Origin of the sequence: Escherichia sp. 10290 (genome assembly GCF_030295155.1) — a bacterium.
Lineage (GTDB): Bacteria > Pseudomonadota > Gammaproteobacteria > Enterobacterales > Enterobacteriaceae > Escherichia > Escherichia coli_F.
On sequence record NZ_AP025741.1, the window covers coordinates 4629374 to 4653711 of the forward strand.

The following is a 24338-nucleotide window of genomic DNA, read 5'->3' on the forward strand; positions in this document are numbered from 1 at the left end:
CTGGTGTGAGGCCGTACGTTTTCCCTGCGAAAAGGTGCGGAAAAGCGCGGTAAATAAGGAAAGAGAATTGACTCCGGAGTGTACAATTATTACAATCCGGCCTCTTTAATCACCCATGGCTTCGGTGTCCATCGTTTCATTTTTCGGCGGATATCCAATAAAGCCATTGAATTTATTCAAGTTTAGGTAGAAATCGCCATGAAACGCACTTTTCAACCGTCTGTACTGAAGCGCAACCGTTCTCACGGCTTCCGTGCTCGTATGGCTACTAAAAATGGTCGTCAGGTTCTGGCACGTCGTCGTGCTAAAGGCCGCGCTCGTCTGACCGTTTCTAAGTAATAAAGCTAACCCCTGAGTGGTTAAGCTCGCATTTCCCAGGGAGTTACGCTTGTTAACTCCCAGTCAATTCACATTCGTCTTCCAGCAGCCACAACGGGCTGGCACGCCGCAAATTACCATTCTCGGCCGCCTGAATTCGCTGGGGCATCCCCGTATCGGTCTTACAGTCGCCAAGAAAAACGTTCGACGCGCCCATGAACGCAATCGGATTAAACGTCTGACGCGTGAAAGCTTCCGTCTGCGCCAACATGAACTCCCGGCTATGGATTTCGTGGTGGTGGCGAAAAAAGGGGTTGCCGACCTCGATAACCGTGCTCTCTCGGAAGCGTTGGAAAAATTATGGCGCCGCCACTGTCGCCTGGCTCGCGGGTCCTGATAGCCCTCATTCGGGTCTATCAACGCCTGATTAGTCCGCTACTCGGGCCGCATTGTCGTTTCACTCCAACCTGTTCAAGCTACGGAATTGAGGCATTGCGCAGGTTTGGAGTGATAAAAGGCAGTTGGTTGACGGTGAAACGCGTATTAAAATGCCACCCTTTACACCCTGGTGGTGACGATCCCGTCCCGCCCGGACCATTTGATACCAGAGAACACTAACGATGGATTCGCAACGCAATCTTTTAGTCATCGCTTTGCTGTTCGTGTCTTTCATGATCTGGCAAGCCTGGGAGCAGGATACAAACCCGCAACCTCAGGCCCAACAGACCACGCAGACAACGACCACCGCAGCGGGTAGCGCCGCCGACCAGGGCGTACCGGCCAGTGGCCAGGGGAAACTGATCTCGGTTAAGACCGACGTGCTTGATCTGACCATCAACACCCGTGGTGGTGATGTTGAGCAAGCTCTGCTGCCTGCTTACCCGAAAGAGCTGAACTCTACCCAGCCGTTCCAGCTGCTGGAAACTTCACCGCAGTTTATTTATCAGGCACAGAGCGGTCTGACCGGTCGTGATGGCCCGGATAACCCGGCTAACGGCCCGCGTCCGCTGTATAACGTTGAAAAAGACGCTTATGTGCTGGCTGAAGGTCAAAACGAACTGCAGGTGCCGATGACGTATACCGACGCGGCAGGCAACACGTTTACCAAAACGTTTGTCCTGAAACGTGGTGATTACGCTGTCAACGTCAACTACAACGTGCAGAACGCTGGCGAGAAACCGCTGGAGATCTCCACCTTTGGTCAGTTGAAGCAATCCATTACACTGCCACCGCATCTCGACACCGGAAGCAGCAACTTCGCACTGCACACCTTCCGTGGCGCGGCGTACTCCACGCCTGACGAGAAGTACGAGAAATATAAGTTCGATACCATTGCCGATAACGAAAACCTGAACATCTCTTCGAAAGGTGGTTGGGTGGCGATGCTGCAACAGTATTTCGCGACTGCGTGGATCCCGCATAACGACGGTACCAACAACTTCTACACCGCTAATCTGGGTAACGGCATCGCCGCTATCGGCTATAAATCTCAGCCGGTACTGGTTCAGCCTGGTCAGGCTGGCGCAATGAACAGCACCCTGTGGGTTGGCCCGGAAATCCAGGACAAAATGGCAGCAGTTGCTCCGCACCTGGATCTGACCGTTGATTACGGTTGGTTGTGGTTCATCTCTCAGCCGCTGTTCAAACTGCTGAAATGGATCCATAGCTTTGTGGGTAACTGGGGCTTCTCCATTATCATCATCACCTTTATCGTTCGTGGCATCATGTACCCGCTGACCAAAGCGCAGTACACCTCCATGGCGAAGATGCGTATGCTGCAGCCGAAGATTCAGGCAATGCGTGAGCGTCTGGGCGATGACAAACAGCGTATCAGCCAGGAAATGATGGCGCTGTACAAAGCTGAGAAGGTTAACCCGCTGGGCGGCTGCTTCCCGCTGCTGATCCAGATGCCAATCTTCCTGGCGTTGTACTACATGCTGATGGGTTCCGTTGAACTGCGTCAGGCACCGTTTGCACTGTGGATCCACGACCTGTCAGCACAGGACCCGTACTACATCCTGCCGATCCTGATGGGCGTAACGATGTTCTTCATTCAGAAGATGTCGCCAACCACAGTGACCGACCCGATGCAGCAGAAGATCATGACCTTTATGCCGGTCATCTTCACCGTGTTCTTCCTGTGGTTCCCGTCAGGTCTGGTGCTGTACTATATCGTCAGCAACCTGGTTACCATTATCCAGCAGCAGCTGATTTACCGTGGTCTGGAGAAACGTGGCCTGCATAGCCGCGAGAAGAAAAAATCCTGATTCGGTGAGTTTTCGCTAAAATAAGGGCGGTCAGTTGACCGCCTTTTTTCTTTTCGTAGGGTGGATAAGCACCGCGCATCCGCCACACAAAGCAACAGGAACATCATGAGCGATAATGACACTATCGTAGCCCAGGCCACGCCTCCGGGACGTGGCGGCGTTGGCATCCTGCGCATCTCCGGCCTCAAAGCCCGTGAGGTTGCCGAAACCGTGCTGGGTAAACTGCCTAAGCCACGCTACGCCGATTATCTTCCGTTTAAAGACGCCGATGGCAGCGTGCTCGATCAGGGGATTGCGCTATGGTTCCCTGGCCCGAACTCGTTCACCGGCGAAGATGTGCTGGAACTGCAAGGTCATGGCGGTCCGGTGATCCTCGACCTGCTGTTAAAACGCATTCTGACTATTCCCGGCCTGCGGATTGCCCGTCCTGGTGAGTTTTCCGAACGCGCATTTCTGAACGATAAACTCGATTTAGCCCAGGCCGAAGCGATTGCAGACCTTATCGACGCCAGCTCGGAACAGGCGGCGCGCTCAGCGCTAAACTCGCTGCAAGGCGCGTTCTCCGCACGGGTTAACCATCTGGTGGAAGCCCTCACCCACTTGCGCATTTACGTCGAAGCGGCAATTGATTTCCCCGATGAAGAGATCGATTTCCTCTCCGACGGCAAAATTGAAGCCCAGCTCAATGACGTGATTGCCGATCTCGACGCAGTACGCGCCGAGGCTCGTCAGGGCAGCTTGTTACGCGAAGGGATGAAAGTAGTGATTGCCGGGCGTCCAAACGCCGGTAAATCGAGCCTGTTAAACGCGCTGGCGGGCCGTGAAGCGGCAATCGTGACTGATATCGCCGGAACCACGCGTGACGTGCTGCGTGAGCATATCCACATTGACGGAATGCCGTTGCATATCATCGATACCGCCGGGCTACGCGAAGCCAGCGACGAAGTGGAACGTATTGGTATCGAGCGCGCATGGCAGGAAATCGAACAGGCTGACCGCGTGCTGTTTATGGTTGATGGCACTACGACAGACGCTGTTGATCCAGCAGAGATCTGGCCGGAATTTATCGCCCGTCTGCCAGCGAAACTGCCGATCACTGTGGTGCGCAATAAAGCCGATATCACCGGCGAAACGCTGGGGATGAGTGAAGTGAACGGTCACGCGTTAATTCGTCTCTCGGCAAGGACTGGTGAAGGCGTGGATGTGCTGCGTAACCATCTCAAACAGAGCATGGGCTTTGACACTAATATGGAAGGCGGCTTCCTGGCGCGTCGTCGTCACTTACAGGCGCTGGAACAGGCGGCAGAGCACCTGCAACAGGGTAAAGCGCAACTGTTAGGTGCCTGGGCGGGTGAACTGCTGGCGGAAGAGTTGCGCCTGGCGCAGCAGAACTTAAGCGAGATCACCGGGGAATTTACTTCAGACGACCTACTGGGGCGGATTTTCTCCAGCTTCTGTATTGGTAAGTAAGTTTTAGTCCATCCTCGTCCGTGAACGTTCACTAACCCGCATTAACTGCCTGTTAATGCGGGTTTTTACTTTCCATACTCGTCCATAGTCGTGCGGGTTCATCCGCGATTTTTGTGTCCTGAATTGTGCCCATCTTTAAATCCCCCGTGTGCTATTGTTTATTTTTTGAGCTAAAAATCACATCAAATGGACACAAAAAAAGGTATAAAAAACGCTCAAATCTGCCTTCTCATGGACACAGTGAAAAAGAAGGCGTTAATAATCCAATATTAAACAATCTATTAGAAAGGATGCTCATGGACACACTGTAGAGGTGAGATATGGCACTTTCAGATACCAAAATACGCACACTTACTCCCAGAAACCGCCCCTGGCAACTTGCCGATCATGACGGGTTGGTGATTGAAGTTCTTCCCACCGGACGAAAAATCTGGCGTTTCCGCTACCGCTTTGACAACAAATCGCAAAAGATCACGCTGGGCGAATACCCGGCTTTCTCACTTGCAGAAGCACGGCTTTGGCGTGAAAAGTGTCGCTCAATGGTTGCTCATGGCATCAATCCCGCGCAGAAAAAGCAGGAAGAAAAGCTTAAACAGAAAGACCCAACGACAGTCAAAACATTCGCCAACGCTGGCTGACCGATATCGTTGAAAAAAGTAACCGCGATCCGCGCAACATCACTCGCATTATCGAGAAGGACATCATTCCCATCATCGGGAAGCTGGAACTCGAAGAACTCACAACTGCTCACATTCAGGTCGTGCTCGACCGCATCAAACAACGAGGTTCGGATCACGTCGCGCTACTGACGCGCAACGTGCTTAAACGTATGCTGGCCTATGCGATTTCCAGGGGAATCATCTTCAACAACCCGGCAGCCGCTATCGAGGCCCGTTATATCGCACAAGCAACAAGCCGTGACGTGGCGCTAACAGCAGAAGAGATCGGCATCCTGTTACGGGGGATCTACACCTCTAATATGAACCGACGCCACAAGCTGGCTTTGCACCTGCTGATCATCTGCATGGTGCGTAAATCGGAGATGATTGAAGCGACATGGAGTGAAGTTAACTTCAACGCGCTGGAATGGCGTATCCCCGGCGAAAGAATGAAGATGGATAACCCGCATATTGTTCCGCTGTCAAAGCAGGCGCTGGCGATGTTCGAAGAGTTAAAATTTCTGGCCGGAGATTCTCCATACGTCTTCCCCAGCCGAAACGACCACCGACGCCCGATCTCCAAAACAACGCTGAACTGTGCGGTGCGTACGTTGGATCTGAACGTCAGGGATTTTGTTATTCATGACTTCCGACGTACTGCCAGCACATTGCTCCATGAGCAAGGCTACAACTCCGACTGGGTGGAGAAATGCCTCGCGCATAAGATCGGCGGCGTTCGCGGTGTCTACAACCGCGCGGAGTACCTGAATCAGCGCCGGGAGATGCTTCAGTCCTGGGCGGATTTTGTTGATGCGCAGATTGAGACTGGAAGGAAGGTTATCATTGGACAATTCGGGAAGGCTTACAATGTAACCGACTGAATAATATAAAAAATATAACAATAGTAGTTACTGATTAGAATATACTATCTAACCGGTTGAAAAAGATGCACTTCTCAACCATAATAACACCACTCTTTAGCGTTAGGCTTTGATTTATAGCCTTGTCGAGCGTTTCGCCAGACACTAACTTATTGAGTACTTTCTAGCGCCTCCTCTAGTAAAGAGTAAAAAACGAGCAAAGCTACATTGCTCGTTTTTTTCATCAACGGAAGACAAATCAAAAACACATAACGTTTAAATCAATGTTTGAAGAAACTATTAAAAAACAATTTGAATTGTTAGACATAAGTAACTTCAATGTTGATATATCTCATCGTCTCCTTTTCGTATGTGGTGGCAAAGTCGATGTACGTGCACCAATTCCACCCAGTTTTAGGGATAGACTACTTACTTACACAGCAAAACATGCCCCTGAACTTCACGAACATTTCATTCTAGCTGAGACATTCAAGGATTATTTTAAAGAGAATGCCTATCCGGACCTTCTAGTGTTTGAAGATGATATAGCCAGTATTTCATCTCTTATTATCATTTTTTTAGAAAGTCCAGGATCATTAGTTGAGCTAGGTATATTTTGCAACAAATCAGAACTATTTAAAAAATACTGATTGTTGCTTCAGAGGAAGAAGTATCCGGTGAGGACTCATTCATTTATTTAGGCCCACTTGAGTATATTAAGAAGAAAGTTTCATCCTCTGTTGTAATCTATCCTTGGCCAGATCCTGAAGTTTTAAAATACGATGATGATTTTCTTGATGATTTATGTGTAAATATAAAAGAAAAACTTTCATCAATCCCAAAAACAGAACAATTCAGTAAGGATAATTCTGGGCATATAGCACTTCTAATTACTGAAATTATATCTCTTTGCTTCCCAATACAACTTAGTGAAATAGAACTAGCCCTAAATTCATCAGGGATTAATATCTCGACAAAAATTATTAACAGATCAATTTATTTACTTCAGAAAGTTGGTTTTATAGACGTTTTATCATATAGCTCAAACAAATATTACTTTCCATTAAAAGAACGCAAATGGGTAAAATTTGGTAAAACTAAAGAAAATAAACTCATAGATAATCCACAATTGACAATGAAGTTTAGACAATCTTTTGTAACATTAACCGATCCATTATCAAAACGAAGAATTACAGCGCTACGTCAAATAATAGCAAAAAAAGAAATGGCTGAGGAGATAAAATAATGGACATATTACAGCATATTTCAGACTTACTATTAACCAAGAAAAGTGAAATCATTTCTTTTTCATTGACGGCACCTTATCGCTATAAAATATATAGAATCGCAAAAAGAAACTCAGACAAGAAGAGAACTATTGCACATCCATCGAAAGAGCTAAAATTTATACAACGTGCAATTACTGAGTATTTATCCGATAAATTACCCGTTCATGAATGCGCATTTGCATATAAAAAGGGTAGTAGCATTAAGACCAATGCTCAAATTCATCTTCATACTAAATACTTGTTGAAGATGGATTTTGAGAATTTTTTCCCTAGCATAACACCACGTCTATTTTTCTCAAAGTTACGACTTGCAAATATTGATTTAACTGCAGATGATAAAGTAATACTTGAGAATATATTATTCTTCAAATCCAAGAGAAATAGTAATTTAAGATTAAGCATTGGAGCACCAAGTTCACCTTTAATATCAAATTTTGTGATGTACTTTTGGGATATTGAGGTTCAAAAAATATGCTCTAAAATTGGCGTTAACTATACTCGTTATGCTGATGACTTAACCTTTTCAACAAATAATAAAGATGTTTTGTTTGATATACCTGACATGCTTGAAAACATACTACCAAAATATTCTTTAGGTAAGATTAGAATCAATCATGAGAAAACAGTATTTTCTTCAAAAGGGCATAACCGTCACGTTACTGGTATAACTCTAACAAACGATAATAAATTATCTATAGGTAGAGAAAGGAAAAGAAAAATCTCTGCCATGATCCATCATTTTATAAATGGAAAGTTACCTGCTGACGAATACAATAAATTAGTTGGGCTACTTGCATTCGCTAAAAACATAGAGCCATCGTTTTATAAAAGCATGGTTATTAAATATGGGCCTGATAATATCCATAAATTACAAAAACAAAAAGACAAATAATTTCTGCTGCACTTCTATATGCACCAGAATTTTTGTTGAGTATGCCCAGAACAACTTGGAATAAGTTTTTCTAAGCGTATTACATTATACGCTTGGCCTAAATTAATCATGGGTTTTCCAGAAAAATTAATTTTTCAAATCCTAAAAACAATTTCTCACAGCTTTCCCCCCTTCCCCAGATCTACCCTATCCCCAACTCATAGCTGTACCCCTAAAAGCTTCCTGTTCTAAGACGAACTGTGACCTGTAAGAAGCGCCTTTGGCGGTCAGCCCCCCGGTCAACCAGGGAACGAAGCGTGGTCTGAAACTGACCTCCTGTCTCGATACAGGTGACCACACCCTATATCGCTACCCTGTTGCAAACGTAGCGACAGACAGAACGCTGTAGAGAAGTCGGACGGCATTGCCGAAGGCTTTGCGTCCGTACTTCCTGCTGAACGTGCAAAACGCGGCGTCACTTTTAAGAGCGTAAGCGAGTGAAAGTGACGCCAGCGCGCAGATCAGCTTCAACCCAGCTACTGCCTGCAAATCCACTGCAACAAACAGGCTGACACTCAAACAGATGTCAGTAATTCACTTACCAGGAGGAGAAACCAGCACTACCGAACCGATACCGGAGGACAGGTCATTTTACCTGTGGGGATATACCTGCCTGAGCAGGCGGCTGCATTCGTGCATCACCGTACCCCGTCATACCTCATCCGCGCATTCTCCGGCGCACCGGTATCGTTCAGCACAGCACACTGTGTCCAACCGCGCTTGCGGTCTCATGCCTTCATCATTTTCCAGTCGTTGCAGCCCTGTCGGCGCACAACCTGAAAAATGTGGCCATCGCTTTCCGGGCGCAGTGGCCTGAATGCCACCTTATCCTGGCTGGCGATAATGATTGCAGTCAGGAGAAAAATACCGGGTTGCTGAATGCAACCGCCGCTGCCGAGGTAGTGAAGGGCTGTGTGGTTCTCCCTGCAGACACCACATTGAGCGACTGGGATGAATTTTACCGTCACTACGGTGAATCCATTTCCCGGATTGTGTTCAACCAGCAGCTTCCTGCAAATCTCAGGTCGTAAGCTATGACAGCATCAGACCGTACTCTCACCACCACCCTTCCGCTGCGCCGGGGCTCGGAAGGGTTTAACACCAGTCAGGATTATCTGGTGAAAGGACTTATTCCCGCCGGGACGCTGTGCAGTATTTACGGCCCCGGCGGCTGTTTTAAATCCTTTCTGGCAGTATCGCTGGCGTGCCATATTGCAAGCGGTACGTCATGGGGTGGAAGGCGAGTCAATCAAGGAGCAGTGCTGTTTATCGCCGGAGAAGGAGGAACCGGTGTATCGCGGCGGATCCGCGCCTGGGAACTCAGCGTTAATGACGAGATGGCGCTCGATAACCTGTTTCGCGTCGACTGCCCGATCTTTCCAGCCGCTCCAGGAAGCATCGAGCAGGTGATCCTGGCGGCAAAGGACATTCAGAACATGACCGGAATGCCGGTACGGCTGATCATCCTCGATACGCTGGCCCGCTGTTTTGGTAATTCAGATGAAAACACCGCGCGGGATATGGGCGCATTTATCTAGGGTTGCGACGCCATTCGGTATCATACGCGCGCAGCGATGATGATCGTTCATCATTCGGGTAAGGATCAGGAACGGGGCGCACGCGGTTCAAGTGCTTTTCAGGCTGCGCTGGATGCCGAGTTTAACGTCAGGCGCGAGGGACGTCGCAACGCTATCACCCTGAGTTGTACAAAGATGAAAGATGCGGAGATGCCGGAGGTCACCGCCTACGATCTTGAGGAAGTCGTTATCTATACCGATAGCGATGGCGAACCAGTGACCTCAATGGTGCTGAATGACGAGCCTAGGCAACCTGACGATGACTTACTGAGTAGTGGCATACCACCCGACGTTCCTCATATCACCCGCAACCATACGGCGTTATGGCGCTGTATTAACCAACGCATCAGCCAGAATAAGCCTTGTACCCGCGCGCTCTTGCGCGACGATCTACGCGCAAAGGGAATTAACGTCGAGAAGAAATTTTCGCGCTGGCTGGAGAAGCTGCTGCGCGAGCAACTGATTGTGCTCGATGGAGAACAGATCCGGCTCCCGGATACGGGGGAATGATGGTGGAACCCGGAATATGTGGGGGATACACTGACAGGTACTCGACTCCCCCCACATTATTCACCTTTAACAGCGAAAGATGGGGGATGCCCTTTCAACCCGCGCCATTGCTGTGCTCATGGAATTCACCTCAGAGAATATGGGGGAGCCAGCCAGGGAAAAGCAGGTGGGGGAATCAACCACAACATCTGTCCCTGATGCTGTGGTCGCAGTAAGAATTACTGAGGTAATTTCTCATCTCTAAGCCGTCTGACCTCATCCTCTTCAAAAGCATCCCTTAATAGTTGTAGCTGGTCGGCGAGGATGAGAAGCAACGCATAATTCGGGCCGATATCGTCAGGATGCTCGAGCATCACATGCACCAGGACTCGCGAGCGATCGACTAGTTCTCTGGCTGAGGGTTGTTCTACGGTGATTTTCATAGATACCTCCGGCGGAGGCTGGTGCAATGGGAAATTCAGGGACAGGACACATACGCAACGCTCCGCTTCGTGATAAGCAGGTTAACGCCACCACCGGAGATGCCTGGCTCACTGGTGGTGACCCAGACAGGGTTGGCGTACCGGTTATCACGACCCGGCGCTTCTTTCGAAGCCCCTGCCTGAGCCACCATTGAAGGGGCGAGCGCAGGCCGCGCCAGTAGCACTGCAAACATCGCTACCGACACTCGTGATAATTCGGAACGCCAATTCCGGTTGCGGTTTTGCCGCAACGTGGGGACTATAGCGCAAGTCAGTACGCAAAAACTATGCTTATCGCCTCATATCAAGGAGCTATGCGCGCTGCATAAAATCGCCCGCTCAGTTATTCAGGAGGCTCGATTCATTGACAAAAGCTATTGCCATTATGGGAACATCTGCAATAAAAGCTGAACTTCCCTAAGCCCTCATAGAGTGATGGTTTTAACCGTGGTTCCACCAGCCATTGTGAACAAAATGGTTTTTGTGTCCTTGAATGTGCCCATAGCCATGTTTTCAAGGCAACGTATCGCTGATAGATTAACGAGTTAGCTCGATTTTCCAGCTTCTGTATCGAAGCCGCATTCTGACTGTCAGACGCGGCTTCGCTTTATTGTTAGTATTCCTGTTATTCCTCAAGCCTTTTTTAAACATTAAAATTCTTACGTAATTTATAATCTTTAAAAAAGCATTTAATATTGCTTTCCGAACGATTGTGATTCGATTCACATTTAAACAATTTCAGAATAGACAAAAATTCTGAGTGTAATAATGTAGCGGCGTGTCTTTCGAGGATAAGTGCATTATGAATATCTTACATATATGTGTGACCTCAAAATGGTTTAATATCGACAATAAAATTGTCGATCACCGCCCTTGATTTGCCCTTCTGTAGCCATCACCAGAGCCAAACCGATTAGATTCAATGTGATCTATTTGTTTGCTATATCTTAATTTTGCCTTTTGCAAAGGCTGTCTCTCATTTATTTACTTGTTTTAGTAAATGATGGTCTTGGCATATATAACTGGCGAATTAATAGATATTGCAAATATCATATTCACAGGGATCACTGTAATTAAAATAAATGAAGGATTATGTAATGGAAAACTTTAAACATCTCCCTGAACCATTCCGCATTCGTGTTATTGAGCCAGTAAAACGTACGACTCGCGCTTACCGTGAAGAGGCAATTATTAAATCCGGTATGAACCCGTTCCTGCTGGATAGCGAAGATGTGTTTATCGATTTACTGACCGACAGCGGCACCGGGGCGGTGACGCAGAGTATGCAGGCCGCGATGATGCGCGGCGATGAAGCTTACAGCGGCAGCCGCAGCTACTATGCGTTAGCCGAGTCAGTGAAAAATATCTTTGGTTATCAATACACTATTCCGACTCACCAGGGCCGTGGTGCAGAGCAAATCTATATTCCTGTTCTGATTAAAAAACGCGAGCAGGAAAAGGGCCTGGATCGCAGCAAAATGGTGGCGTTCTCTAACTATTTCTTTGATACCACGCAGGGCCATAGCCAGATCAACGGCTGTACCGTGCGTAACGTCTATATCAAAGAAGCCTTCGATACGGGCGTGCGTTACGACTTTAAAGGCAACTTTGACCTTGAGGGATTAGAACGCGGTATTGAAGAAGTTGGCCCGAATAACGTGCCGTATATCGTTGCAACCATCACCAGTAACTCCGCAGGTGGTCAGCCGGTTTCACTGGCAAACTTAAAAGCGATGTACAGCATCGCGAAGAAATACGATATTCCGGTGGTCATGGACTCCGCACGCTTTGCCGAAAACGCCTATTTCATCAAGCAGCGTGAAGCAGAATACAAAGACTGGACCATCGAGCAGATCACCCGCGAAACCTACAAATATGCCGATATGCTGGCGATGTCCGCCAAGAAAGATGCAATGGTGCCGATGGGCGGCTTGCTGTGCATGAAAGACGACAGCTTCTTTGATGTGTATACCGAATGCAGAACCCTTTGCGTGGTACAGGAAGGCTTCCCGACATATGGCGGCCTGGAAGGCGGTGCGATGGAGCGTCTGGCGGTAGGTCTGTATGACGGCATGAATCTGGACTGGCTGGCTTATCGTATCGCGCAGGTACAGTATCTGGTTGATGGTCTGGAAGAGATTGGCGTTGTCTGCCAGCAGGCGGGCGGTCACGCGGCATTCGTTGATGCAGGTAAACTGTTGCCGCATATCCCGGCAGATCAGTTCCCGGCACAGGCGCTGGCCTGCGAGCTGTATAAAGTCGCCGGTATCCGTGCGGTAGAAATTGGCTCTTTCCTGTTAGGCCGCGATCCGAAAACCGGTAAACAACTGCCATGCCCGGCTGAACTGCTGCGTTTAACCATTCCGCGCGCAACATATACTCAAACACATATGGACTTCATTATTGAAGCCTTCAAACATGTGAAAGAGAACGCGGCGAATATTAAAGGTTTAACCTTTACCTATGAGCCAAAAGTATTGCGTCACTTCACCGCAAAACTGAAAGAAGTTTAATTAATACATTCAGAGTGGCTATAAGGATGTTAGCCACTCTAACTCCCTACATCTTCAATAACAAAAATAGCCTTCCTCTAAAGGTGGCATCATGACTGATCAAGCTGAAAAAAAGCACTCTGCATTTTGGGGTGTTATGGTTATAGCAGGTACAGTAATCGGTGGAGGTATGTTTGCTTTACCTGTTGATCTTGCCGGTGCCTGGTTTTTCTGGGGTGCCTTTATCCTTATCATTGCCTGGTTTTCAATGCTTCATTCCGGGTTATTATTATTAGAAGCAAATTTAAATTATCCCGTCGGCTCCAGTTTTAACACCATCACCAAAGATTTAATCGGTAACACCTGGAACATTATCAGCGGTATTACCGTTGCCTTCGTTCTCTATATCCTCACTTATGCCTATATCTCTGCTAATGGTGCGATCATTAGTGAAACGATATCAATGAATTTGGGTTATCACGCTAATCCACGTATTGTCGGGATCTGCACAGCCATTTTCGTTGCCAGCGTATTGTGGATAAGCTCGTTAGCCGCCAGCCGTATTACCTCGTTGTTCCTCGGGTTGAAGATTATCTCCTTTGTGATCGTGTTTGGTTCTTTCTTCTTCCAGGTCGATTACTCCATTCTGCGCGATGCCACCAGCACCACTGCGGGAACGTCTTATTTCCCGTATATCTTTATGGCTTTGCCGGTGTGTCTGGCGTCATTTGGTTTCCACGGCAATATTCCCAGCCTGATTATTTGCTATGGCAAACGCAAAGATAAGCTAATCAAAAGTGTGGTTTTTGGTTCGCTGCTGGCGCTGGTGATTTATCTCTTCTGGCTCTATTGCACGATGGGGAATATTCCGCGAGAAAGCTTTAAGGCGATTATCTCCTCAGGCGGCAACGTTGATTCGCTGGTGAAATCGTTCCTCGGCACCAAACAGCACGGCATTATCGAGTTTTGCCTGCTGGTGTTCTCTAACTTAGCTGTCGCCAGTTCGTTCTTTGGTGTCACACTGGGGTTGTTCGATTATCTGGCGGATCTGTTTAAGATTGATAACTCCCACGGCGGGCGTTTCAAAACCGTGCTGTTAACCTTCCTGCCACCTGCTTTGTTATATCTCGTCTTCCCAAACGGCTTTATTTACGGGATCGGCGGTGCCGGACTATGCGCCACCATCTGGGCAGTCATTATCCCCGCGGTGCTGGCAATCAAAGCTCGCAAGAAATTTCCCAATCAGATGTTCACGGTCTGGGGCGGCAATCTTATTCCGGCGATTGTCATTCTCTTTGGTATAACCGTAATTTTATGCTGGTTCGGTAACGTCTTTAATGTGTTACCTAAATTTGGCTAATCCGTTTAAGAAGCCAGCGAAATAGCTGGCTTCTTGCCTGTCAGGAAATCACTTATGTCCAAATGGCAACTCGCCTGATTCTCCTTCACCACGTATGCTTTGCGTCACCTTACTATCAGGACGCTTTAGCCCATGTCCCGCTTTTTGATTTGTAGTTTTGCCCTGGTTTTACTTTATCCCGCAGGGATTGATATGTACCTCGTTGGTTTACCGCGCATCGCCGCCGATCTCAATGCCAGCGAAGCGCAGTTGCATATTGCGTTCTCCGTTTATCTGGCAGGTATGGCAGCAGCGATGTTATTTGCCGGTAAAGTGGCCGATCGTTCAGGGAGAAAGCCTGTCGCCATACCCGGCGCGGCGCTATTTATTATTGCCTCGGTGTTTTGTTCACTGGCTGAAACCAGCACGTTATTTCTTGCAGGACGATTTCTACAGGGGCTGGGCGCAGGCTGTTGTTACGTGGTGGCGTTCGCCATTTTACGTGACACACTGGACGATCGACGTCGGGCAAAAGTGCTGTCGTTACTCAACGGTATTACCTGCATCATTCCGGTGTTAGCGCCAGTGCTCGGACACCTGATTATGCTTAAATTCCCGTGGCAGAGTCTGTTCTGGACGATGGCAACGATGGGCATCGCAGTACTGATGTTGTCTTTGTTTATTTTAAAAGAAACGCGCCCTGCCGCCCCCGCAGCTTCTGACAAACCACGAGAAAATAGCGAGTCGCTGCTTAACCGGTTTTTCCTCAGCCGTGTTGTTATCACCACCCTCAGCGTTTCGGTGATCCTCACCTTCGTGAATACGTCGCCGGTATTGCTGATGGAAATCATGGGTTTTGAGCGCGGAGAATACGCCACCATAATGGCGTTGACCGCAGGGGTCAGCATGACCGTTTCATTCTCCACGCCATTTGCACTGGGGATCTTTAAGCCACGTACGTTGATGATTACCTCACAGGTGTTATTTCTGGCGGCAGGTATCACTCTTGCCGTTTCACCTTCCCATGCGGTTTCTCTGTTTGGTATCACGCTGATTTGCGCCGGTTTCTCGGTAGGTTTTGGCGTAGCGATGAGTCAGGCGTTAGGGCCGTTTTCATTACGCGCGGGTGTTGCCAGCTCGACCTTAGGTATTGCGCAAGTTTGCGGTTCGTCACTGTGGATTTGGCTGGCAGCGGTGGTTGGTATCGGCGCATGGAATATGCTGATCGGGATTCTGATTGCCTGTAGCATAGTGAGCCTGTTGCTGATTATGTTCGTCGCGCCTGGACGCCCCGTTGCCGCTCATGAAGAAATCCATCACCACGCTTGATCTCAATTTACTGCTCTGCCTGCAACTGCTGATGCAGGAACGCAGCGTGACCAAAGCGGCTAAGCGGATGAACGTGACGCCTTCAGCGGTGAGTAAGTCTCTGGCAAAGTTAAGAGCGTGGTTTGACGACCCGCTCTTTATGAACTCACCGCTGGGCCTGTCGCCCACACCGCTAATGGTCAGCATGGAGCAAAATCTGGCGGAATGGATGCAAATGAGCAACCTGCTGCTGGATAAACCGCACCACCAAACGCCGCGCGGTCTTAAGTTTGAACTGGCGGCGGAATCGCCGCTGATGATGATCATGTTCAATACGCTGACTAAGCAGATCTACCAGCGTTACCCCCAGGCGACGATCAAATTGCGCAACTGGGATTATGATTCACTGGATGCGATTACCCGTGGCGAAGTGGATATTGGTTTTTCCGGTCGCGAAAGCCATCCCCGTTCGCGGGAGCTGCTAAGTTCGCTGCCATTAGCCATTGATTATGAAGTACTGTTTAGTGATGTGCCCTGCGTCTGGTTGCGCAAAGATCATCCAGCACTGCATGAAGCGTGGGATCTGGATACCTTTTTACGTTACCCACATATCAGCATTTGCTGGGAACAGAGCGATACCTGGGCGCTGGACAATGTGTTACAGGAGCTGGGGCGCGAACGCACGATTGCTATGAGTTTGCCGGAATTCGAGCAGTCACTGTTTATGGCAGCGCAGCCCGACAATCTGCTACTGGCGACCGCACCACGCTACTGTCAGTACTACAATCAACTCCACCAACTGCCGTTAGTTGCTCTACCTCTCCCGTTTGACGAAAGCCAGCAAAAAAAGTTGGAAGTCCCTTTTACCCTACTGTGGCATAAACGGAACAGCCATAATCCGAAGATCGTCTGGTTACGGGAAACCATTAAAAATCTTTACGCGTCGATGGCATAACCGAATCGTATGAAACGCAACCCTATTTCACAATAAAATGTAAAATAGTTGTAATAAGATTGTCTGAATCGAACTTTTAGCTGCTTTAGTCTGTCCATCATTCCAGTAAATGATTACTCTTGTATTCATAATGGACCATTAAGCATGGAGCGAAAAATGGCGACTCACTTTGCCCGAGGGATTTTAACGGAAGGACATCTGATTTCTGTTCGTCTCTCCTCCCAGTGTCATCAAGAAGCCCGAAATATTCCCCCTCATCGTCAAAGCCGTTTCCTGGCGTCCAGAGGTTTACTCGCAGAACTGATGTTCATGCTGTATGGCATCGGCGAATTACCGGAAATCGTCACCCTGCCGAAAGGAAAACCGGTTTTCAGTGATAAAAATTTGCCCTCGTTTTCTATTTCCTATGCCGGGAATATGGTTGGCGTGGCGCTAACAACCGAAGGTGAATGTGGCCTCGATATGGAACTGCAGCGTGCGACGCGCGGGTTTCATAGCCCACACGCGCTCGATAACCACACCTTTTCCAGCAATGAATCGCTATGGATCAGTAAACAAAACGATCCTAACGAAGCGCGGGCGCAACTCATCACGTTGCGCCGAAGCGTGCTAAAACTAACCGGTGATGTTTTGAATGACGATCCGCGCGATCTGCAGCTGCTGCCCATTGCCGGACGCCTGAAATGTGCTCATGTAAATCATGTAGAAGCGTTATGCGACGCGGAGGACGTGCTGGTGTGGTCCGTGGCGGTCACGCCCACAATTGAAAAGCTCAGTGTCTGGGAGTTAGATGGCAAACGCGGCTGGAAAAGCCTGCCGGATATTCACAGCCGCGCCAACAATCCTACCAGCAGGATGATGCGTTTTGCCCAACTCTCTACCATGAAGTCTTTTTCGCCAAATTGATAGACAACCACAGGAGTCATCATGTCTGAAAAATTGAAGGTGGTTACGTTACTGGGAAGCCTGCGCAAAGGCTCATTTAATGGCATGGTTGCACGTACCCTGCCGAAAATTGCTCCTGCTAGCATGGAAATCAATGCATTACCTTCCATTGCCGACATTCCCCTGTATGACGCTGATGTACAGCAGGAAGAAGGTTTTCCCGCAACGGTAGAAGCTATGGCGGAGCAGATCCGTCAGGCTGACGGTGTGGTGATCGTCACGCCGGAATATAACTACTCGGTACCGGGCGGGCTGAAAAATGCCATCGACTGGCTTTCCCGCCTGCCGGATCAACCTCTGGCTGGTAAACCGGTGTTGATTCAGACCAGCTCAATGGGCGTGATTGGCGGCGCGCGCTGTCAGTATCATCTGCGCCAGATTCTGGTTTTTCTCGATGCAATGGTGATGAACAAGCCTGAATTTATGGGCGGCGTGATTCAGAACAAAGTTGATCCGCAAACCGGAGAAGTGATTGATCAGGGTACGCTTGACCACCTGACCGGGCAATTAACCGCATTTGGTGAGTTTATTCAGCGAGTTAAGATCTAAATAAAAAACCCGCCAGCAATCATGCATGGCGGGTTTTTAACGCGCTATCGATTTTAGTGAGCGTCGATAAACACAATCTTCAGGATAAACAGCAGCGCCACCACAACCACACACGGGCTAAGATCGCGCAGACGTCCGGTGCCGATTTTCATCACGCAGTAGGAGATAAAGCCCAGTGCGATACCTTCGGTAATCGAGAAGCTGAACGGCATCATCACGGCGGTAATAAACGCTGGAACGGATTCGGTAAGATCCTGCCAATTCACGCGAGCAAGACTTGAGGTCATCAGCACACCAACGTAGATCAACGCACCAGCTGCAGCGTAGCCAGGCACCATCCCCGCCAGCGGCGACAGGAAGATAACCAGCAGGAACAGCAAGCCGACAACAACTGCCGTCAGACCGGTGCGACCACCAACAGAAACGCCGGAAGAGGACTCAATATACGCTGTAACAGAAGAAGTACCGATAAACGAACCTGTCACGGAAGAGATACTGTCGACATACAGCGCCTGCTTCATGCGCGGGAATTTACCTTTCTCATCCGCCAGCCCTGCTTTATCGGTCACGCCAATCAGCGTACCGGAGGAGTCAAACAGGTTGACCAGCATGAAAGAGAAAATCACCCCTGCCAAACCGAGATTAAACGAACCGGCTAAATCGACATGACCCACTACTGTCATTACGCTCGGTGGCGCAGACACGATGCCGTTGTAGTGCACATCACCCAGCATCCAGCCCAGCAGCGTCGTCACCACAATAGAAACCAGCACCGCCGCGTGAATATTGCGCGAGGCCAGAATAGCGATGATGAAGAAGCCGAGGATACCCAGCAGCACGCTGTGAGAAGTCAGGTTACCGATGCTCACCAGCGTTTCGGGATTCGCGACAATCACGCCCGCGTTTTTCAGCCCCATCATGCCAATGAACAGGCCGATACCGCTGGTGATGCCCACACGCAGACTTACCGGAATATTAGCAATCATCCAGTAGCGAATGCGGAAAACTGTCAGTAACAATAGACCCATCGCGCCCCAGAAGATTGCGCCCATCCCGACCTGCCACGGCAAGCCCATCGCCTGTACAACCACAAAAGCGAAGAATGCGTTCAGGCCCATTGCTGGTGCCAGTGCAACTGGCAGATTAGCAAACAGTCCCATCAGAATGCTGCCAAATGCAGCAATCAGACAAGTGGTGACGAAGACGGCGCTGGTGTCCATGCCAGCAACGCCAAGAATTTGCGGGTTAACAAAAACGATGTAAACCATCGTCAGGAAGGTGGTAAAACCGGCGATCACTTCGGTCCGAGCCGTCGTGCCATGTTCGCGCAGTTTAAACACGCGTTCCAGCATCCCCTGACCAGAAGCCTGGGTTGTGTGTTGTTGACTCATTATCTATTTCCGAACTAAGGAGGGAAAATCCGTCGCTATCGTATACCAAAATGAGACAATATGGACGGCTGAAGTTAACTTTTTTTCATTGTATTTGCTTATACGGCAACGATTGCGTTGTGCAAATTTGCATGACGAAAACGTTAAACTAATGATAAAGGAAAGACATGTCCCAGATAGAAGCGGTATTTTTCGACTGCGATGGTACGCTGGTCGATAGCGAGGTCATTTGCTCTCGCGCCTATGTCACGATGTTCAGGGAATTTGGCATTAACGTAGACCTGGAAGAGATTTTTACCCGTTTTAAAGGCGTAAAACTCTATGAAATCATCGATATCATCAGTAAAGAGCAGGACGTGACGATGGTCCAGGCCGATGCAGAGCACGTTTACCGCGCAGAAGTCACCCGCCTGTTTGATAGCGAACTAGAGGTCATCGCGGGAGCGAACGAATTGCTGGCGAGCGTTAACGTGCCGATGTGCGTGGTTTCTAATGGCCCGGTGAGCAAAATGCAGCATTCGCTTGGTAAGCTCAATATGCTGCACTACTTCCCGGAAAAACTGTTCAGCGGCTACGATATCCAGCGTTGGAAGCCCGATCCGGCATTAATGTTCCATGCGGCAAAAGCGATGAATGTGAACGTTGAAAACTGCATTCTGGTCGATGACTCCAGCGCCGGTGCGCAGTCAGGGATAGATGCCGGTATGGAAGTGTTTTACTTCTGCGCTGACCCGCACAATAAGCCGATCGTTCACCCGAAAGTCACCACCTTTACCGAGCTGGCGCAACTGCCTGCGCTCTGGAAGGCTCGCGGCTGGGATATAGCGCGTTAATTGCTCCGAACTTTAACGCTTACACATCAGTCACGCTGGTTTGAGATAAAGACTACCAAGTGTCTGATGAGTAAGCGTATGTTTCCCTTTCAAAAATTTATGTCGTTATTCGTCCAGTCAATCACTCTCTGCTTAGCTAAGCCTGGGTTATATTTTTCACAATATCGGGATATTTATCGAACCATGTAATAATATTCAAGATTATTTCACTGAGTTTTTTATACTTTTTATATTTTTTCTCCCGACTATAATTTTGAACAATATCCTGGTAAGTTCGTATTTCATCATCTATTTTATCAATATCAATCTTAAAGTTATTTAATTTTCTTTGTATATCATTACGCGTCAAATTATCTTTGTTTTCACTAACTAGTTGTGCTTTCTCTTTCACAATTTTATTATGATCATTTGTTAATTCGTTAATTTTTTGCAATATGTCCTCGTAACCCTCATTGGACTCTTTTACTACCTGATAATATTGGATTAAACTTTCCTTGTTAATTTTAAATATACCTGCTAGATTTTGAAAATCGAAAGCAAAATTATTGAGTGCTGAGTCGTAAAATTCTTTAAAAGATTTTATTTTTTCTAGTTGATTTTTTAGCGCTTTAATGTTGTCTATATCAACATCGTCAAATAGGGGGACAAGATCTTTAAATTTAAAATTTAAATTTCTATCAAATTGGTTATGAGACTCTTGCCTTTCTTTTCGGATAAATCCTTCTGAATATTTAGGATCTTCTTGTGCATTTGACTGCGAAATTATTTCTTTTATGACAGATTCAACAAAGTTAATTCTGTCACTTCCTATCATATTGTTAATGATATGTTGTGCCCTACCATGCATATCTTTGAAAATAAAAAAATTAACTTTTTCAATATCAAAAGAAAATTCCTCTTTAAACGATCCTTTTTCATTATAGAGTGCGGACAAAAACGACTGTAATTCTGCAAATGCTTTTTCATATATTAGCCGAGTATTTGGCAAGGATTTTCTAAGTTCCACTATGTCTTTATATAGAGCATCTGCCTGACTTATGAAATTTGGTATTTGTTCTTTACTTATAGCTCCGTCTATATTCATATAAATGTATTTTTTATCGGTAAGACTACCTTGTGAATAAATTGTAGCAGAATCGATAGAACAGCCTTCGAGTCTGTCCTCTCTGTAACAATAGCCCAGTTCCGCCCCGCGCAAACGACTATTTTTAAAGAAAACGTTATTATTCTCTGTATTTTCATTGCTATATGAAGAGTTAATACCTTTATTAATATTGTCTGCACATTTAATAAAATTATCATCTAACTTAAGAGTTCTCGATCTTCTTTCAATGCATTCAGAAAAATACTCAATGGGGTTAAACATATATTTACCTGAACCAGCTTCACCAAGACCACTGTTTATTTTAATATAGTTCAAAGTACAATTATTAAATACTAGCCCATGATCCCTCCCCCTGATGTAATTATTATTAGACTTGTTGAATGAGTTTGCCAAAAATTTCATTCCAGGAGCTTCAAGTCCTGTGATATCACAGTTATAAAAATGACTCAGAAGTATACTCGATCCAGGACAACTACCTCCCTGAATTGTACAGTCTTGAACAAAAGACTGCATAAAGAGATAAGCCCCTAATTTTTCTTGGATATTGACGGGTTGTTTAACAGTGTAGACTTGAGACGTCTCACAACTATAATGATTTATTTCGCATTTAGAAATAAAACAACCTTTAAACATACCTATTATTGATTTTTCATTTCCTGACTCTGCAGTTTTTTCATTAGGATCATAAAAATGTATGTTGTTGAACTTACAATCTTCGAAATAACAATTTTCAAAAACTGGGCCTTCAAGGGTCGGAGTTTCTATATTTCCTGAAAAAGTTACATTTTTAAAACTACAATATTTTAATGAATTTAATACATCTTTAGGCAACGAAGTTAAATTGATAGTTGTATCAAAAACAGGAATTTTATTTTTAATAAGCGTCGTAAGTTTTACAGCATTATCAGAAAACTTTAATCTCTTCATGGGAGAATTATCAAAATGTAAATCATCAAGATAGTTATCAAGAGTGAATCTTTCAGAAAAAACTTGATGCTTATCGGCCTCATTTACACTCTCCCCCGTGTAGAGATTAAAAGATCTACACACAACCACTTCATTATTTTCATTTGTGGTAAAATCTGTAGTAGTACTAAATCGCCATTGTTCTTCTACTTTGGCCAGAGATTTAATATTCTTGAACATCTCCGCTTTATTATCATTTTTTGTCACAAATTCGTAAATTAAGCTTTTAACTTGTTTAATATGCGATCCGGGAAAAAGATCGAGAATAAACTCCCACAGTGTACGTTTTTTAAATAATGCCCCATTACCATCCAGAATATTTTCAATATCCTTAAAATTTACATCGTATTTCTTATTATTAATATCTAAAGTAACCTTGTCAGAATATCCGTTATGCTTATGCTTCTCATTTTTCACCTCTGAAAAGGGATTAGCATTTATAAGAACATCTGATCTTAATTTAGCAACCATAAATCCTCCGGTGTGCAATATTAGGGTGTTTAAAAATAACGACATCTAGATTGTTAATTAACACTACCGCTAGCCAGGTTAGCAACAAGTGTTACTTATATTACTAGTGAAGACTATAAAAAATAGCTCATTTCCCCCGATTTAATCCAGGGTGTTTACCCTGGATTCCCAATTTTTAGGCATAACGAATCATCCCTCAGGTAAACCGCAATATCTGAAAATGAGCGATTTTTTATAGCTGGTTATATTGTCAATGTTAGAATAAATAGATTTTATAATATGTTACCAAGGTGATTTATGGAAAATCTTATTGGCACTCCACCAAACTATGCAGTTCCCCATAAGTATATAGACATGGAGCAAATGGAATATTTATGTCATATCAATCGTTTTTCTAAAATACCTGACGATTTTTTGATAACTGGTCAGAGAGAGGACCTTTTTACATACAAATATGTTTTAGATGGCTCTTTTTCAAATTTACAGCATTTACTTCCCAAAGGACAACTACAGAAGATACAACAGAGATTAAGTTCTCTTATTGACAAAAATAAGTTCCATTGTTTTCATATTTTTTTATTAAAACTATGCTCAATTGAAAATATTCCAGTCCCAAATGCCGATTACGCTTTCTTTGATGACGAAATGCCATTGACATTAACTGATGAACAGATCGAAAATATTTCTTTTTTAAACGCATATCACAAAGAAAAGAAAGAAAACAACGACATTGTTACATTTGATTTCATGAGCGCTGATCACCACCATAATTTTAGCACAACCATAGCTTTAACAAATGATAGCTTCCATATATCTTCAATAAACAACCATAACTCACAGGTTATATTCGATGAAAACATCCATTTACATCCCTATGAATTACCAGAATCATCACAATGGTGTTATCAGTTAATAAAAAACATGATTTCTTTACATTGCATATATAATAACAATTTCAAAATAAAAAAAACCTTTTGTTTTGATTTTAAAAATAAATCTTTTTGTAATGCCAGGTTGCAATATATAACGTTTATTGCATGTTTATTTTCACATGCAAACATGAAATATTCGACATTTCATGATGTTAACCTTGATATGTGTGAGATAAAGAATTGCAATTTTGACAATTCAGAGATGAATTTCATTTCGTGCGTCGGGACAAATTTTAGCGGTTCTACATTTAACAATGTAAAAACAACAACAGCGCAACTAATTAAGACACCAACAAAGTGGACGAATAATACTCTAAAATATTGGTTCTCCAGTTGTAATAAACGTAATATCATCTTCACTTTTAATACAATATCTGATAGAAATATGAAATTAAAAGGTATCAAGGATATATTACTGTCGTTGGTTGACCAAAAAGTCAATATTTATAGTGTAAGGCAAGAGCTTCTGGATTTTCTTAATAATGATTTATATAAAAATAATGGAGAGATTCTCTCTTATAAAGAATCAATAATGTTGTTTTGTGCTGTGTAGCCGAAAAATAGATGATTCAGATTAACTACCGCACTCTATGTTGTGTTTATATCCATGTCAGGTAACAGGTCATTTGTGAATCCTGACACCAGACTATGACTATCGCCCAGGGATAATCCACAACCGCTGGAAGTAGTCTCATTTCTGCAGGATAAAA

20 protein-coding genes and 3 pseudogenes are annotated in these 24338 nt (G+C 45.8%); 19 read left to right on the plus strand and 4 right to left on the minus strand.

Features of this window, described 5'->3' with window-relative positions; all coding sequences use genetic code 11:
- Window positions 1-198: 198 nt before the first annotated feature.
- From rpmH to QUE74_RS23270, 10 genes and pseudogenes are all read left to right on the plus strand, one after another.
- On the plus strand, window positions 199-339 hold the full coding sequence (rpmH, locus tag QUE74_RS23225) for a 50S ribosomal protein L34 (protein ID WP_000831330.1): 141 nt from the start codon (window positions 199-201) through the stop codon (window positions 337-339).
- 16 nt (window positions 340-355) lie between these two features.
- Window positions 356-715, plus strand: a complete 360-nt coding sequence (rnpA, locus tag QUE74_RS23230) for a ribonuclease P protein component (protein WP_000239730.1) — start codon at window positions 356-358, stop codon at window positions 713-715.
- The gene (gene yidD / locus QUE74_RS23235; RefSeq protein WP_001307474.1) at window positions 679-936 is read left to right on the plus strand and encodes a membrane protein insertion efficiency factor YidD; all 258 of its coding nucleotides are present in this window, start codon (window positions 679-681) and stop codon (window positions 934-936) included. Before rnpA ends, yidD begins: the two co-directional genes overlap by 37 nt.
- Window positions 937-938: 2 nt before the next feature.
- Window positions 939-2585, plus strand: a complete 1647-nt coding sequence (yidC, locus tag QUE74_RS23240; protein ID WP_000378290.1) for a membrane protein insertase YidC — start codon at window positions 939-941, stop codon at window positions 2583-2585.
- Window positions 2586-2690: 105 nt separating this feature from the next.
- On the plus strand, window positions 2691-4055 hold the full coding sequence (gene mnmE / locus QUE74_RS23245; RefSeq protein ID WP_001282361.1) for a tRNA uridine-5-carboxymethylaminomethyl(34) synthesis GTPase MnmE: 1365 nt from the start codon (window positions 2691-2693) through the stop codon (window positions 4053-4055).
- A 320-nt stretch (window positions 4056-4375) separates the two neighbouring features.
- A pseudogene (locus tag QUE74_RS23250) lies at window positions 4376-5595 on the plus strand (tyrosine-type recombinase/integrase).
- A gap of 263 nt (window positions 5596-5858) precedes the next feature.
- A pseudogene (locus tag QUE74_RS23255) lies at window positions 5859-6820 on the plus strand (retron St85 family effector protein).
- Complete coding sequence (locus tag QUE74_RS23260) at window positions 6820-7755, plus strand: retron St85 family RNA-directed DNA polymerase (protein ID WP_000353756.1); 936 nt, start codon at window positions 6820-6822, stop codon at window positions 7753-7755. The pseudogene QUE74_RS23255 and the gene QUE74_RS23260 overlap by 1 nt, the downstream one beginning before the upstream one ends.
- Window positions 7756-8498: 743 nt before the next feature.
- A complete protein-coding gene (locus tag QUE74_RS23265) occupies window positions 8499-8825 on the plus strand; it encodes a toprim domain-containing protein (protein ID WP_071533209.1) in 327 nt (108 codons plus the stop codon).
- 3 nt (window positions 8826-8828) lie between these two features.
- Window positions 8829-9881 (plus strand): annotated as a pseudogene (locus QUE74_RS23270) (helicase RepA family protein).
- 218 nt (window positions 9882-10099) lie between these two features.
- Here QUE74_RS23270 and QUE74_RS23275 read toward each other — a convergent pair.
- Window positions 10100-10303 carry a hypothetical protein gene (locus QUE74_RS23275; RefSeq protein WP_000705806.1) on the minus strand — a complete coding sequence of 68 codons (204 nt, stop codon included), beginning with the start codon at window positions 10301-10303 and terminating at the stop codon, window positions 10100-10102.
- A gap of 35 nt (window positions 10304-10338) precedes the next feature.
- Complete coding sequence (locus QUE74_RS29640; RefSeq protein ID WP_286331873.1) at window positions 10339-10536, minus strand: ash family protein; 198 nt, start codon at window positions 10534-10536, stop codon at window positions 10339-10341.
- 608 nt (window positions 10537-11144) lie between these two features.
- Here QUE74_RS29640 and tnaC point away from each other — a divergent pair.
- The 7 genes from tnaC (at window position 11145) to yieF (ending at window position 17930) form a co-directional block, all read left to right on the plus strand.
- A complete protein-coding gene (gene tnaC, locus QUE74_RS23285; RefSeq protein WP_001364348.1) occupies window positions 11145-11219 on the plus strand; it encodes a tryptophanase leader peptide in 75 nt (24 codons plus the stop codon).
- A 220-nt stretch (window positions 11220-11439) separates the two neighbouring features.
- Complete coding sequence (gene tnaA, locus QUE74_RS23290) at window positions 11440-12855, plus strand: tryptophanase (RefSeq protein ID WP_001295247.1); 1416 nt, start codon at window positions 11440-11442, stop codon at window positions 12853-12855.
- A gap of 91 nt (window positions 12856-12946) precedes the next feature.
- Window positions 12947-14194 carry a low affinity tryptophan permease TnaB gene (tnaB, locus tag QUE74_RS23295; protein ID WP_000131914.1) on the plus strand — a complete coding sequence of 416 codons (1248 nt, stop codon included), beginning with the start codon at window positions 12947-12949 and terminating at the stop codon, window positions 14192-14194.
- Between the two features lie 132 nt (window positions 14195-14326).
- Window positions 14327-15502: a multidrug efflux MFS transporter MdtL gene (gene mdtL / locus QUE74_RS23300; RefSeq protein WP_000086006.1), complete on the plus strand. Its 1176-nt coding sequence runs from the start codon at window positions 14327-14329 to the stop codon at window positions 15500-15502.
- On the plus strand, window positions 15477-16436 hold the full coding sequence (yidZ, locus tag QUE74_RS23305) for an HTH-type transcriptional regulator YidZ (protein ID WP_001355067.1): 960 nt from the start codon (window positions 15477-15479) through the stop codon (window positions 16434-16436). Before mdtL ends, yidZ begins: the two co-directional genes overlap by 26 nt.
- Before the next feature lie 156 nt (window positions 16437-16592).
- Window positions 16593-17342, plus strand: a complete 750-nt coding sequence (locus QUE74_RS23310; protein ID WP_001355068.1) for a 4'-phosphopantetheinyl transferase family protein — start codon at window positions 16593-16595, stop codon at window positions 17340-17342.
- Between the two features lie 21 nt (window positions 17343-17363).
- Entirely contained in the window at window positions 17364-17930 is a 567-nt protein-coding gene (gene yieF, locus QUE74_RS23315; RefSeq protein WP_001291118.1) for a class I chromate reductase YieF, read from the plus strand.
- A 53-nt stretch (window positions 17931-17983) separates the two neighbouring features.
- Here the strand turns inward: yieF and adeP are convergent, their stop codons facing one another.
- Window positions 17984-19321 carry an adenine permease AdeP gene (adeP, locus tag QUE74_RS23320; protein ID WP_001355069.1) on the minus strand — a complete coding sequence of 446 codons (1338 nt, stop codon included), beginning with the start codon at window positions 19319-19321 and terminating at the stop codon, window positions 17984-17986.
- Window positions 19322-19488: 167 nt separating this feature from the next.
- Here adeP and yieH point away from each other — a divergent pair, with 167 nt between their 5' ends.
- Window positions 19489-20154 (plus strand): 6-phosphogluconate phosphatase, encoded by a 666-nt coding sequence (yieH, locus tag QUE74_RS23325; RefSeq protein WP_000078069.1) that lies wholly within the window; start codon window positions 19489-19491, stop codon window positions 20152-20154.
- Between the two features lie 136 nt (window positions 20155-20290).
- Here yieH and QUE74_RS23330 read toward each other — a convergent pair whose 3' ends face one another.
- Entirely contained in the window at window positions 20291-22696 is a 2406-nt protein-coding gene (locus QUE74_RS23330) for a hypothetical protein (protein ID WP_000225968.1), read from the minus strand.
- A gap of 297 nt (window positions 22697-22993) precedes the next feature.
- Here QUE74_RS23330 and QUE74_RS23335 point away from each other — a divergent pair, with 297 nt between their 5' ends.
- Entirely contained in the window at window positions 22994-24181 is a 1188-nt protein-coding gene (locus QUE74_RS23335) for a pentapeptide repeat-containing protein (RefSeq protein WP_000429225.1), read from the plus strand.
- Window positions 24182-24338 lie beyond the last annotated feature (157 nt).

Coding starts and splice junctions, on each gene's coding strand:
- yieH (WP_000078069.1), top strand. CDS start 19,489: ATGTCCCAGATAGAAGCGGTATTTTTCGACTGCGATGGTACGCTGGTC.
- yidZ (WP_001355067.1), top strand. CDS start 15,477: ATGAAGAAATCCATCACCACGCTTGATCTCAATTTACTGCTCTGCCTG.
- adeP (WP_001355069.1), bottom strand. CDS start 19,321: ATGAGTCAACAACACACAACCCAGGCTTCTGGTCAGGGGATGCTGGAA.
- mnmE (WP_001282361.1), top strand. CDS start 2,691: ATGAGCGATAATGACACTATCGTAGCCCAGGCCACGCCTCCGGGACGT.
- QUE74_RS23330 (WP_000225968.1), bottom strand. CDS start 22,696: ATGGTTGCTAAATTAAGATCAGATGTTCTTATAAATGCTAATCCCTTT.
- tnaB (WP_000131914.1), top strand. CDS start 12,947: ATGACTGATCAAGCTGAAAAAAAGCACTCTGCATTTTGGGGTGTTATG.
- QUE74_RS23260 (WP_000353756.1), top strand. CDS start 6,820: ATGGACATATTACAGCATATTTCAGACTTACTATTAACCAAGAAAAGT.
- QUE74_RS29640 (WP_286331873.1), bottom strand. CDS start 10,536: ATGTTTGCAGTGCTACTGGCGCGGCCTGCGCTCGCCCCTTCAATGGTG.
- yieF (WP_001291118.1), top strand. CDS start 17,364: ATGTCTGAAAAATTGAAGGTGGTTACGTTACTGGGAAGCCTGCGCAAA.
- QUE74_RS23335 (WP_000429225.1), top strand. CDS start 22,994: ATGGAAAATCTTATTGGCACTCCACCAAACTATGCAGTTCCCCATAAG.
- yidC (WP_000378290.1), top strand. CDS start 939: ATGGATTCGCAACGCAATCTTTTAGTCATCGCTTTGCTGTTCGTGTCT.
- yidD (WP_001307474.1), top strand. CDS start 679: ATGGCGCCGCCACTGTCGCCTGGCTCGCGGGTCCTGATAGCCCTCATT.
- tnaA (WP_001295247.1), top strand. CDS start 11,440: ATGGAAAACTTTAAACATCTCCCTGAACCATTCCGCATTCGTGTTATT.
- rpmH (WP_000831330.1), top strand. CDS start 199: ATGAAACGCACTTTTCAACCGTCTGTACTGAAGCGCAACCGTTCTCAC.
- QUE74_RS23310 (WP_001355068.1), top strand. CDS start 16,593: ATGGCGACTCACTTTGCCCGAGGGATTTTAACGGAAGGACATCTGATT.
- QUE74_RS23275 (WP_000705806.1), bottom strand. CDS start 10,303: ATGAAAATCACCGTAGAACAACCCTCAGCCAGAGAACTAGTCGATCGC.
- mdtL (WP_000086006.1), top strand. CDS start 14,327: ATGTCCCGCTTTTTGATTTGTAGTTTTGCCCTGGTTTTACTTTATCCC.